General features: G+C 65.3%; 10 protein-coding genes. All 10 read right to left on the bottom strand.

What is annotated here, in order from left to right:
• Positions 1-248 precede the first annotated feature (248 nt).
• Complete coding sequence (locus ENJ37_02485) at positions 249-857, bottom strand: threonylcarbamoyl-AMP synthase (GenBank protein ID HHL39351.1); 609 nt, start codon at positions 855-857, stop codon at positions 249-251.
• Positions 858-862: 5 nt separating this feature from the next.
• Entirely contained in the window at positions 863-1,363 is a 501-nt protein-coding gene (gene purE, locus ENJ37_02480; GenBank protein ID HHL39350.1) for a 5-(carboxyamino)imidazole ribonucleotide mutase, read from the bottom strand.
• Positions 1,364-1,663: 300 nt separating this feature from the next.
• Entirely contained in the window at positions 1,664-2,935 is a 1,272-nt protein-coding gene (purD, locus tag ENJ37_02475) for a phosphoribosylamine--glycine ligase (GenBank protein HHL39349.1), read from the bottom strand.
• 253 nt (positions 2,936-3,188) lie between these two features.
• On the bottom strand, positions 3,189-4,742 hold the full coding sequence (purH, locus tag ENJ37_02470; GenBank protein HHL39348.1) for a bifunctional phosphoribosylaminoimidazolecarboxamide formyltransferase/IMP cyclohydrolase: 1,554 nt from the start codon (positions 4,740-4,742) through the stop codon (positions 3,189-3,191).
• Positions 4,743-4,807: 65 nt separating this feature from the next.
• On the bottom strand, positions 4,808-6,070 hold the full coding sequence (locus ENJ37_02465; protein ID HHL39347.1) for a DUF4445 domain-containing protein: 1,263 nt from the start codon (positions 6,068-6,070) through the stop codon (positions 4,808-4,810).
• A 3-nt stretch (positions 6,071-6,073) separates the two neighbouring features.
• The gene (locus tag ENJ37_02460; GenBank protein ID HHL39346.1) at positions 6,074-7,606 is read right to left on the bottom strand and encodes an MCE family protein; all 1,533 of its coding nucleotides are present in this window, start codon (positions 7,604-7,606) and stop codon (positions 6,074-6,076) included.
• A 49-nt stretch (positions 7,607-7,655) separates the two neighbouring features.
• Positions 7,656-8,402 carry an ABC transporter ATP-binding protein gene (locus tag ENJ37_02455; GenBank protein ID HHL39345.1) on the bottom strand — a complete coding sequence of 249 codons (747 nt, stop codon included), beginning with the start codon at positions 8,400-8,402 and terminating at the stop codon, positions 7,656-7,658.
• A 248-nt stretch (positions 8,403-8,650) separates the two neighbouring features.
• Positions 8,651-9,358, bottom strand: a complete 708-nt coding sequence (locus ENJ37_02450) for an ABC transporter permease (protein ID HHL39344.1) — start codon at positions 9,356-9,358, stop codon at positions 8,651-8,653.
• Between the two features lie 87 nt (positions 9,359-9,445).
• On the bottom strand, positions 9,446-10,609 hold the full coding sequence (gene alr / locus ENJ37_02445; protein HHL39343.1) for an alanine racemase: 1,164 nt from the start codon (positions 10,607-10,609) through the stop codon (positions 9,446-9,448).
• 152 nt (positions 10,610-10,761) lie between these two features.
• Positions 10,762-11,541: a sigma-70 family RNA polymerase sigma factor gene (locus ENJ37_02440; GenBank protein HHL39342.1), complete on the bottom strand. Its 780-nt coding sequence runs from the start codon at positions 11,539-11,541 to the stop codon at positions 10,762-10,764.
• Positions 11,542-11,810 lie beyond the last annotated feature (269 nt).

Raw genomic sequence — 11,810 nt, 5'->3', positions numbered from 1 at the left:
CTCCCTCCAAAAACTTTTAACGCGAGTTGGTTTCCCCCTGTTTTGCCAAGCAAAACAGGGGGAAACCAACTCGTATTAAAAGTCTTTGAAGGGGGTCTGGGGGAAACTTTCTACAGAAAGTTTCCCCCAGCGTAATTAATCAGAGTTTCCTTAGGGTGCGGGGAGGATATTTTCCGTCTTTCCTGCCGGCAAGAGGCGGGGAGGGTCTGGCAGGGCGGGGCAGCGGCGGCGGAATGGGGAGGCGGCGGTCAGGACGAAAGTATCCGGCGCGCCGGTATCTCTCCTTCCCTCACGATCTCCAGCCTGCCGGACGTGACGTCCACAATGGTGGAGCCGAGCCGTCCCGGCAGCCCCCCTCCGTCGATGACCACGTCGAGGCCGTCGCCGAAGTACTCGACGACCTGGGCGGCGGTCACGGGGGCGGGCCGTCCCGAGGGATTGGCGCTCGTCGCCGTGATGGGCGAGGCGAGTTCGGCGGCGAGACGCGTGGCGGCCGGAGAGGACGAGACCCTTACGGCCACGCGCCCGCTGCCGGCCGTAACGATAGGGGGCAGCTCTTCCGAGGCGGGAAAGACGAGGGTGAGGGGGCCGGGCCAGAAACGCCTCATGAGCGGCTCGGCCGCTGGCGGAACCGACGAGACCACCCTGGCGAGCATGGAGGCATCGCCCACTATGAGAGAGAGCGGCTTCGAGTAATCGCGGCCCTTGAGGGCGAAGAGCCTCTTCACCGCATCGACGTTGAAGGGATCGACGGCGAGACCGTAGAAGGTCTCGGTGGGATAGGCGACCACCCCGCCGCCGCTCACGGCCCGCAAGGCCTCGTCGTATGCGGCGTCGGCGTCTATGACGAGGGCCATGGCCTTCAGCCCCTCTTCTCCACGCGGGCGGCCTTCTCCTCCACCTTGCGGGCCATCTCCTCCCTGTGCTCTCTGAGCGCCCGCCTGAGCTTACCGTCCGAGGCGGCTATGATCTGGGCCGCGAAGATGCCGGCGTTGCGGGCCCCGGCCTTGCCGACGGCCATGGCCGCAACGGGCACGCCTCCCGGCATCTGCACCGTCGAGAGGAGGGCATCGAGTCCCTTCAGCGCCGTGGCGTCGATGGGCACGCCCACCACGGGAAGCGTCGTCTCGGCGGCTATGAAACCGGCGAGATGGGCCGCCGCCCCGGCCCCGGCGATTATGACCTTGAGACCGCGCTCCTCGGCGCCGCGCGCATACTCGAGCGTGCGCCGCGGCGTCCTGTGGGCCGACGAAACCGTCATCTCGTAAGGCACGCCGAAGCGCTCGAGCATCTTCGCGGCCTCCTCCATCACGGCAAGGTCCGAATCACTGCCCATCACTATCCCTACAAGCGGCTCCGACATCTCGTCTTCCTCCCATGTTTGTTTGGCGCACCATTTGGAAAGGCCTCATTCGAGTCCGCTCCAAAGCTCTTTAGATCCTCTTCGGGCTCCCCCCGCGCCGGCGGCACGGCGGCCCCAGGCAGGTCGGCTCGCGCCAGGCGGGGATGTTACGCCTTTGCGAGCCGACCTGCCGGGGGCCGCCCTCTTTCGAACTCACGCACAGCGTACAAGGGGCCGGGAGAGACGCGGGTCCATGGCCCTTCTTCAGAAAGTTCGCCCCGCAAAATCCAACGCGGACCGAGGAGCAGAGCCCTCACCCCCTCACCTTCCCAGGGCCTTCAGTCCTATGTCCCGGCGGTAGTAGGCGCCGTCCCAGCTTATCTTCTCCACGGCACGGTAGGTGTGCTCTATGGCCTCCTTCGTATCGGCGCCCAGGCCGGTCACGCCGAGCACGCGCCCTCCGGCCGTCACTATGCGGCCGTCCTCTTCGGCCGTGCCGGCGTGGAAGACCACCACGTCCTCCATGGCCGCGGCCTCCTCGAGTCCGGAGATGGGCTTTCCCTTCTCGTATTCGCCGGGATAGCCCTCCGAGGCCATGACGACACATACGGCCGTCTTCTCGCTCCACGACAGGGTCCGTTCCTCGAGGCCGCCCTCGGCGCAGGCCATGAGCAGCTCGGCAAGGTCGTCTTCGAGGCGCGCCATGAGCGGCTGGGCCTCGGGGTCGCCGAAACGGCAATTGAACTCCAGGAGCATGGGGCCCTCGTCGGTCATCATGAGCCCCGCATAGAGCACGCCGCTGTAGGGACGCCCCTCCTCCTCCATGGCCCGCACGGCCGGCACCATGATGCGCTCCATTATCTCCCTTTCGAGCTCCGCCGTCACCACCGGCGCGGGAGAGTAGGCGCCCATGCCGCCCGTATTGGGTCCCTCGTCGCCGTCGTATATGGCCTTGTGGTCCTGCGACGGCGCTAAGGGCACGACGCATCGGCCGTCGGTGACCGCTATGAAAGAGGCCTCCTCGCCGACGAGAAAGTCCTCCACTATGACCCTCTCGCCGGCCTCGCCGAAGACCTTCTTCTTCATCAGGGAGTCGACGGCCACGATCATCTCGTCCACGGTGGAGCAGATGAGGACCCCCTTGCCGGCCGCCAGGCCGTCGGCCTTTATGACGACCGGTCCCCCGGCGCCCTCCGCGTAGCGCAGCGCCTCGTCGGGGTCGGTGAACTCGCGGTAGCGGGCCGTGGGCAGGCCGTACTTGGTCATCAGCGCCTTGCTGAAGGCCTTGCTCCCCTCGAGCGCCGCCGCCGCCTTCGTGGGGCCGAATATCCTCAGCCCCTCGGCCCTGAAGGCGTCGGCTACGCCGAGCGTCAGCGGCAGCTCCGGACCGACAACGGTAAGGTCCACGGCCTCCCTCTTTGCGAAGTCCACGAGCCCAGCGATGTCGTCGACCGCTATCGGCACGTTCTCGCCGTGGGCCGCCGTGCCGGGATTGCCCGGCGCCGTGTATATCTTCTTTACAAGCGGACTCGCGGCGAGCTTCCACACAATGGCGTGCTCGCGGCCCCCGCCGCCTATGACAAGCACTTTCATCGACCTCGAACGTCCTCCTTATGCCGTTAATCGCCCCGGGGGAAACTTTCTCAAGAAGGGCCACAGGCCCGCGTCTCCCCCGGCCCCCCTCATGCGCTCGCACCAGCGTGGCGCTCCCCGGGAGGTTCGGTCCGCGCCAGGCGGGATCCTTTACGCCTTTGCGGACCGAACCTCCCGGGGAGCGCCACGCGGACAACGGTCCACGGGTCCGACAAGGAACCGCGTCCCCTTCCAGAAGGTTCCCTCAGCGCTATCAATGCCTGAAGTGGCGCACTCCGGTAAAGACCATGGCCATGCCGTGTTCGTCGGCGGCGGCTATGACCTCGTCGTCGCGGATCGAGCCGCCGGGCTGTATTATGGCGGTCACGCCGTTCTCCGCCGCCAGGTCCACGTTGTCGCGGAAGGGGAAGAAGGCGTCCGAGGCGAGTACCGAGCCACGCACGTCAAGCCCCGCGTCACCGGCCTTCATGACGGCGATCTTCGTCGAGTCTATGCGCGACATCTGGCCCGCGCCTATGCCGACGGTGCGGCCGTCCTTGGCGAGCACGATGACGTTGCTTTTCACGTGCTTTGCAACGCGCCAGGCGAAGGCGAGCCCTTCGAGCTCATCGGCCGTGGGCTCGCGCCTCGTAACGGTGCGAAGCCGCGGCGGCTCCGGGCGGTCGGGCTCCTGGACGAGCACGCCGCCGGAGACGCGTTTTATGTCGAGGCGTCCGTCCGGCTCCGGGAGCCTGCCCCCCTTTCCCGCCGCCATGAGCCTTATGTTCTTTTTCTTCCTGAGTATATCCAGGGCCTCGTCGTCGAAGCCCGGCGCGATGACGGCCTCGAGGAATATGCCGGAGAGCTCGCGGGCCACGTCGGCCGTGACGGGCCTGTTGAAGGCCACGATGCCCCCGAAGGCCGAGCTGCGATCACACTCCAGGGCCTTGCGGTAGGCCTCGGCCGGACCGGCCTCGGAGCAGGCCGCGCCGCAGGGGTTGTTGTGCTTTATGATGGCCGCCGCCGGGGCGTCGAACTCCGAGGCCAGGGCCATGGCCGAGTGGAGGTCCAGTATGTTGTTGAAGGAGAGCTCCTTGCCGTGGAGCTGGACGGCGTCGGCGAGCCCCCCGCCCCGGCCCTCGCGGTAGAAGGCCGCGGCCTGGTGGGGATTCTCGCCGTAGCGCAGGTCCTGGACCTTGGCGAACTGCATGGTCAGCGTCGAGGGGAAGGCGGCCGGGCCGTCGAGGCCGGTGAGGTAGTTGGAGACCGCGCCGTCGTAGCGGGCCGTGAGCGAAAAGACCTTCTTGGCGAGCTCGAAACGCGTGGCCTCGGACAACGCCCCGCCGTTGCGCTCCATCTCCTCCATCACGGCGTCGTAGTCGGCCGGATCGGTCACGACGGCCACGTCCCTGAAGTTCTTGGCCGCCGCCCTTATCATGGTGGGGCCGCCGATATCTATGTTCTCGATGGCCTCCTCGAGGGTGCAGCCGCCGGCCACCGTCTCCTCGAAGGCGTAGAGGTTCACCACTATCATGTCGATGGGCAGTATGTCGTGGCTCTCCATCTGGCGGCGGTGCTCCGGGTTGTCGCGCATGGCCAGTATGCCGCCGTGTATCTTGGGATGGAGGGTCTTGACCCTGCCGTCGAGCATCTCGGGGAAACCGGTGTAGGCCGAGATCGGTATGACGTCGACACCGGCCTTCTTGAGGAGCTCGGCCGTGCCTCCCGTGGATATTATCTCGACACCGGCGGCCTCGAGCCTCTTTACGAAGTCCTCGATCCCCGACTTGTCCGTTACGCTGACTATCGCCCTTCTTACCTTCTTCATCTCCCTCCCCTTCTGGAAGCTCCGGTTTTTTCCGCCGGGGCAGGCCCTTGCGCCGAAAGGCCCCCTCAGCCGCTGCAAAGGTCCATGTGTTTTATAAACTCCCTTTCAAAGGGGGCGCTGCCCGAGAGGGAGACGTAGTGCGCGGCGGCCGCCGCCCTCTCGGCCCGGGTTCTCGCCTCGCGGCTGACCAGGGCCTTCACCGCCCCCTCGAGCGCCGCGTCCCCCGCGAGGTTGACCCGCCCCGTCCATGCCCTCCCGATAAGCCCTATCTCCGCCAGCGCATCGGGGCGCAGACGGCTGCCGAAGGCCCCGGCCACATGGACGGTCCCCACGGCGTCGGCGTCGACGCCGGCTCTTCGCAGCAGCACCTCGACGCCGGCCCTTATGGCCGCCTTGGCCACCTGGAGCGACCTTATGTCCCCCTGGGTGAGCGAGACCTCGCCGCCGGCGCCCCTGAAGAGGACGAAGCTGTTGCCGTCCTCGCCGCTCCGTATGCGCGAGGAGAGGTTGCTCCCCACCTCGTCGGCGTCGCGGATGCGGCCCGAGGCCTCGATTACCCCGGCGTCCACGAGCGCAGCCGCGGCGGCTACGAGGCCGGAGCCGCATATCCCCCTCGGCGTCACGTCCGCGACGGTGCGAAGCCGCAGCCTGTCGCCCTCTACAACAACATCCTCTATGGCGCCCGGCGCGGCCGTCATGCCGCAGCTTATGCCGCCGGCCTCGAAGGCCGGACCGGCGGCGGCCGAGGCGGCGAAGAGCTCCCCCCGGCAGGCGAGCATTATCTCCGAGTTGGTGCCGATGTCGAGCACAAGCGCCGTCTCCGTCCCCTCGCCCAGCCCCAGCGCGGTCAGGACGGCCACGGCGTCGCCGCCCACAAACCCTCCGATGATGGGAAAGGTGTAGAGCAGGGCCCCAGGGGCGGCCTCAAGACCGATATCCCGGGCCTCGACGAGGCGGGCCTCCCTGAACGCCGGCCTGTAGGGCAGCCGCGCAAGCCCGGCGGGCGAGACGCCGAGGAGCAGATGCTCCATGACCGTGTTGCCTGCGGCCGTGAGCTCGGTGACGGCCTCCCCGCCCGCCATGCGTCCCAGGAGCTCGTTGCAGGCCCCGACGACGCTCTCCTGCATGGCGGCGAGCACGCCGGGCCTGGAGGCGGCCTCGACCCGCGCCAGGATGTCCGCGCCCCAGCGGCGCTGCGGATTGGGACGCGACTGCGTGGCCTCGACGCGGCCCGTGGCAAGCTCCACGAGCGAGGCCACTATGGTCGTAGACCCCACGTCGAAAGCGGCGCCGAGTCCTTCCCCTGCTCTCCCGCCTCCCCTCTCCACGCCTCAGAACGCTATGGGAGGAGCACTGCCGAAGATGTACTTGAGGTCGTCGTCCTCGATGAGGAGACCGGCCCCCACATAGGCCGAGCTCATGCCGCTGCGGCTTATGAAGTCGTCGTAGCCCGCCGTGAGGAACAGGAACCTGTTGAGATGCAGTGTCGCTCCCGCCTTGAGGTGCGGGTTGCGCTCCGTGTCGAAGTCGAAGGCCTCGAGCGTGAAGCGCAGCCTGTCGTCGAGGAGGTAGTAGTCGGCCCCCACCCCTCCGGTACTCTCGATGAGCCCGCCGCGAAGGACGAGGTCCTGGAAACGCATGGCCATCTGGAGGCTGAACTTGAGGTCCTCGGTCGTCCTCGTCTCCGTGACAGTGGTGGTCGCTCCGGCCGTGCTCGTCTCTATAGTCTCGGTCGAGCGGCTTCCGCGCGGGTCGTCGACGACCTCGAGCAGATAGTAACGGTCGGAGCGGGGCTGGACCTTGAGGGTGAAGTACCCCTTGGTCTCGCCGCCGTCGAGGAGGTACTCGCCGCGGTAGCCCACGTGGAGGCGGAAGCTGCGGGCCTTGTCGAGGTATCGGTTGATGCCCTTTATCGTCCTGTTGAGGTTGTCGTGCGTGTCGGGGTCGTTTATGAGTTTTGCGATGGTGCCCTCGCCGCTGTCTATCTTCCTGGCCACGCTGCCGATGGAGGCCACCGTATCCTTTATCTCGGGCTCCACCTCGGTGGCGAGGTTGTTTATGGTCTCCATCGTCTCCTCGAGCCTGGCCGAGGCGTTGCGCAGGTTCTCGATGCCTGCGCTCAGGTTCTCCTTGTTGTCGGCTATGAGGGCGTTGAGGTTGTCGGAGACGCTCTTGAGCGAGGAGTTCAGTCCCACGAAGGTCTCCTTGATGCTCTTTGTGAAGCCCGGGCCCTCGCGGCTGAGCATGGAGGTGAAGTCGTCGAGGTTTCTCATTATGTCGCTGAAGCGCCGTTCGTTGCCGGCCACAAGCGTGTTGACCCTCTCGGTGAGCTCCTCTATGTTCTTAACTATGCTGGCCAGACTCTGCTCGCCCCTGGGACCGCCGAGCACCTTGCCGAGCGTGGAGCTCACGCTCTTGAGGTCCGTGGCCACGTCGCTCAGAAGCGTTATGAGCTGGTCCATCTCCGCGTAGACCTTGGTGTTGACGATCTCCTCGCCGGGCTTGAGCGGCGGGGCGCCGGGAGCGCCCGGCATGAGCTGAACGAACTTCTCGCCCAGAAGGCCCTTGGTGTTGAGCACGGCCGTGAAGTCGCGGCCCACCTTCACCTCCGGGTCGATGAGCAGCGTGAGCCTGGCCATATTGTTGTCGAGCTCGATATCGTCCACCTTGCCCACTTCCACGCCCGCCACGCGCACGCTCGCGCCCTTGTCGAGTCCGGCGGCGCTGGGAAAACGCACGACGAGCCTGTAGCCCTCCCCCGCTCCGAACTGGATGCCGCCGAGCCGAAGCGACATGTAGACGAGCAGCGTTATGCCGGCGAGCACGAAAAGCCCCACCTTGGCCTCTGGGGTCAGTCTTATCATAAAGCTCGGTTGTCTCCGCGCCGCCGCGAACCAAGGCGCCGGCCCCTCGTCAAAAGACCTTGATGGGCCCCTGCGCCCTCCCCTCGAGGAACTGCCTCACCACCGGATTGGCGGTGGCCTTCATCTCCTCCACACTGCCCTTCTCGATTATCCTCCCCTCGTGGAGCATGGCGATGGTGTCGGCGATCTTGTAGGTAAGGGGGATGTCGTGCGTAATGACCACGTAGGTGGTCTTGAGCGCCCGCTGGGTGTCGATGACCAGGTCGGCTATGGAGTCGCTCATTATGGGGTCCAGGCCAGTCGTGGGCTCGTCGAATAGGACTATCTCCGGGTCCATGACTATGGCCCTCGCAAGACCCACACGCTTTTTCATCCCTCCGCTCAGGTCGGCCGGCATCATGTGCTCCACCCCCACCAGCCCCACGCGCCGCAGCTTCTCGGAGACGATATCCCTCACCTCGGCCGTAGGCAGGTCGGTGTGCTCTCTCAACGGAAAGGCGACGTTCTCGCCCACCGTCATGGAGTCGAAGAGCGCCGCGCTCTGGAAGAGCATGCCGAAGCGGCGAAGCTCGGCGTTGAACTCGTAGGCGTCCATGGCGGTTATGTCGCGGCCGTCGAGGAGTATGCGGCCCGAGTCGGGCCTGAGAAGGCCGATTATGTGCTTTATGAGCACGCTCTTGCCCTCTCCGCTGCGGCCGATTATGACCGTTATGCCGCCCTTCTCTATGGTGAGGTTGACGCCGTCAAGCACAACCTTGGAGCCGAAGCTCTTTTTCAAATCAATAATTTCTATCATATTCCGACGAGTCTATCAAGGAAGCTCTGATTTATTGCACTGAGGGAACCTTTTTGTAAAAGGTTCCCTCAGACTCCCTCCAAAACTTTTAATGCGACTTGGTTTCCCCCTGTTTTGCCAGGCAAAACAGGGGGAAACCAAGTCGTATTGAAAGTCTTTGAAGGGGGTCTGGGGGAAACTTTCTACAGAAAGTTTCCCCCAGGGTAATTAATCAGAGTTTCCCTTATACCGTGCCCCCGGCCGCTGCTTTACGAGAGAAGGGTCGAGAGGAGGTAATCGGAGATGAGGATGCAGACACAGCCCATGACCACCGCCTTTGTGGCGGCTCTTCCCACGCCCTCGGCTCCGCCGCTGGTGTAGAATCCGTAGTAACATGCTATGAGCGAGATTATGAGGCCGAAGAAGACCGATTTTGTGAGGCCGTTCATTATGTCGCTGACCGTGACGAAGTCCACGGTCCTGCCGATGTAGACGCCGGGATTGATGCCGAGAAGCTTCACACCCACGAGGTAGCCGCCCACGACGCCGACGAAGTCGGTCACCACGGTGAGGACCGGCAGCATGACGATGCCTGCTATTATGCGTGGGGAGACGAGGTACTTTACGGGGTTTAGCGCCATGGTGAAGAGGGCGTCTATCTGCTCGGTGACCCTCATGGTGCCGAGCTCGGTGGCCATGGCCGAGCCGGCCCGGCCCGTGACCATGAGCCCCGTGAGCACGGGGCCGAGCTCCCGGGCCATGCTGAGCGCAACGGTCGGCCCCACGAGGCTCTCGGCGCCGAAGCGTTTGAGGGCGTTGAAGCTCTGCAGCGCCATGACCATGCCTGTGAACGAGCCGGTGAGCACGACGACGAAGAGGCTCTGCACGCCCACGAACTCCATCTGTCGGAAGAGGTTTCGGAACTTGAAGGGCGGAGTGAAGGCGTAGGCGAGCGCCCTGCCGAGCATGATGAACATCTCGCCCACGGTGGTAATGAAGTCCTCGGCCGCCTTGCCGAGCCTTTCGAGATAGTTCCTCAAGCGAGAGCCTCCCGGGCCGCGCGCTCAGACGAAAAGGCGCGGGACCCGTCCGGAGATGCTGCAGAGCACCTCGTAGGGTATGGTCCCCGCCCGGCGGGCCACCTCCTCGACCGTGACGGACTCGCCGGCGCGCGAGCCGATGATCACCACCTCGTCACCGGGAGCCACGCCTTCCACGGCCGTCACGTCGACCATGGTGAGGTCCATGCAGACCAGGCCCACGATCGGGGCCCTCCGCCCCCTTACGATCACCTCGCCGCGGCCCGAGAGGCTTCGGAGCAGGCCGTCGCCGTAGCCTATGGGGATGACGGCCACGGTAGTGTCGCGGACGGCCGTGAAGGTCCTGCCGTAGCCCACCGGCGAGCCCCTTGCTATGCGTTTTACCTGGAGGACGGAGCTTCGAAGCTCCATGGCGGGCCGCAGCGCCACCTTGCCCCGGAAGTCCTCGCCGGGATAGGCGCCGTAGAGCATGAGGCCCGGGCGCACGAGGTCGAGTCTCGAGGCCGGAGAGGCGACGATGGCGGCGCTGTTGGCTATGTGGAGGAGTCCGGGGTCGCACCCGGCGGCCTTGACCGTCTCAACGGCCTCGAGAAAGACCGACAGTTGCGCCCTGGTGTAGGCGCCGTCCCGCGACTCGGCCTCGGCCAGGTGGGAGAGCACGCCCTCAAGCTCCACGGCCGAGCAGCCGCCGAGGGCCTCGAAGAAGGAGGCGACCTCGCCGGGCATGAGGCCGAGCCTGCCCATGCCGCTGTCGATCTTCACGTGGACCTTCCTGCGCACGCCGCGCCGCGCCGCGGCGGCGTCGATGCGGCGCACCATCCGGAGGTCGAAGACCACGGGCGTGAGGTCGTAGTCGAAGAGGGCGTCGAGCTCATCGGCGTAGACGCCTGCGAGCACCACTATGGGCGCCCTTACGCCCCCCTCCCTGAGCCTAACCCCCTCCTCGCACAGCGCCACGCCGAAGAACTCGCAGCCCTCCTCCTCCAGCACGCGCGAGACCTCCACGTCGCCGTGGCCGTAGGCGTCGGCCTTGACGACGGCCATCATCGCCGTGCCCGGTTCGAGCAGCCGCCGCAGCTCCCTGTAGTTGTGCCTGAGGGCATCCCTGTCTATGACGGCTACCGTCGGTCTGCCGCCGGGTCCGGGGACTCCTTCCGTCATACCGCAAGGCCTTTCGACTGGAGACATGATACTTTCCGGCAACTTTGTTGTAAAGGGAAAACTTGCCCGGCACCGGTCCGGCGGGGCGTGGAGCCGCCGGGGCTGCGTTGCCGTCCGGTACTGTGAAGTGCTGTAGGGGGGCAAAGGGATGGCGGGCGATCCGCCGGGGCGCACGCTCGCTACGCGGCGGAGCGCTTGCCGGCGAGCCGTTTCTTGAGCTTCTTGAGAGCCGTCCCCTCTATCTGACGGACCCTCTCGCGCGTAAGACCCATGGTCTCGCCCAAGGACTGCAGGCTCTCGGGCTTCTCGGCCATGACGCGCCTTTCGACCACGAAACGCTCCTTGTCGTTGAGGTGGGCCAAGGCCTTGACGACGTCGCCTTTGACGAGCGAGCGCTCCTCGCGCACGGCGAGGGCGTCCTCCTGGCCCGGCGTCCTGTCGACCAGCATATCGAGGTGCGTCGTCTCGTCGTCGCCGAGGGGGCTGTCGAGCGAAAGGTCGGCGGCGTCGACGCAACCGCCGCCGGCGCACTCCGGCAGGGCCTCGCCCAGGGGGGCCCTGTAAAAGAGTTTCTTCTTCAGCGCCTTGACCTCGCGCCTGACGAGACTCCTGTTGCGGAGGATATACTCCTGGATGAAGGAGCGTATCCACCAGTTGGCGTAGGTTATGAGCCTCGTGCCCTTGAAGGGGTTGTACTTCTTGACGGCCGTCATGAGGCCGATGTTGCCCTCCTGGACGAGGTCGGCGAGCCTGCAGCCGTACTTGCGGTACTCGAGGGCGATACTCACCACATAGCGGAGGTTGGAGGTCACGAGCCTGTGGGCGTCCTCGATGTTGCGGTACTTGTAGTAGCGGACGGCGATCTCGTGCTCCTCCTCGCGGCTGAGGACGGGAAAGGCGCTGATCTTCACAAGGTAGTCCTGGAGACTGTCGGACAATACAGGAAGACCCATGAACATCACCCCCTTTCCACATCGTCGATTGCACTGAGGGAACCTTTTTGTAAAGGGCCATAGACCCACGGGTCACAGCCCCACGGTTCCCCCGGGACAATTAATCGGAGTTACCCTAAGGAAGCTCTGGTTTATTGCACCGGGGGAAACTTTCTGTAGAAAGTTTCCCCCGGACCCCCTTCAAAGACTTTTAATTCCCTGCGGATCACCCCGATTTTGCTTGCAAAATCGGGGTGATCCGCAGGGCGTTAAAAGTTTTTGGAGGGAGTCTGAGG

It is taken from the genome of Deltaproteobacteria bacterium (genome assembly GCA_011375175.1).
In the GTDB taxonomy this organism is placed as follows: domain Bacteria; phylum Desulfobacterota; class GWC2-55-46; order GWC2-55-46; family DRME01; genus DRME01.
The sequence above is the reverse complement of the archived record's forward strand: the minus strand, read 5'-3'. Positions and strand labels throughout refer to the sequence as shown.

Coding starts and splice junctions, on each gene's coding strand:
- ENJ37_02485 (HHL39351.1), bottom strand. CDS start 857: ATGGCCCTCGTCATAGACGCCGACGCCGCATACGACGAGGCCTTGCGG.
- purE (HHL39350.1), bottom strand. CDS start 1,363: ATGTCGGAGCCGCTTGTAGGGATAGTGATGGGCAGTGATTCGGACCTT.
- purD (HHL39349.1), bottom strand. CDS start 2,935: ATGAAAGTGCTTGTCATAGGCGGCGGGGGCCGCGAGCACGCCATTGTG.
- purH (HHL39348.1), bottom strand. CDS start 4,742: ATGAAGAAGGTAAGAAGGGCGATAGTCAGCGTAACGGACAAGTCGGGG.
- ENJ37_02460 (HHL39346.1), bottom strand. CDS start 7,606: ATGATAAGACTGACCCCAGAGGCCAAGGTGGGGCTTTTCGTGCTCGCC.
- ENJ37_02455 (HHL39345.1), bottom strand. CDS start 8,402: ATGATAGAAATTATTGATTTGAAAAAGAGCTTCGGCTCCAAGGTTGTG.
- ENJ37_02450 (HHL39344.1), bottom strand. CDS start 9,358: ATGTTCATCATGCTCGGCAGGGCGCTCGCCTACGCCTTCACTCCGCCC.
- alr (HHL39343.1), bottom strand. CDS start 10,609: ATGTCTCCAGTCGAAAGGCCTTGCGGTATGACGGAAGGAGTCCCCGGA.
- ENJ37_02440 (HHL39342.1), bottom strand. CDS start 11,541: ATGTTCATGGGTCTTCCTGTATTGTCCGACAGTCTCCAGGACTACCTT.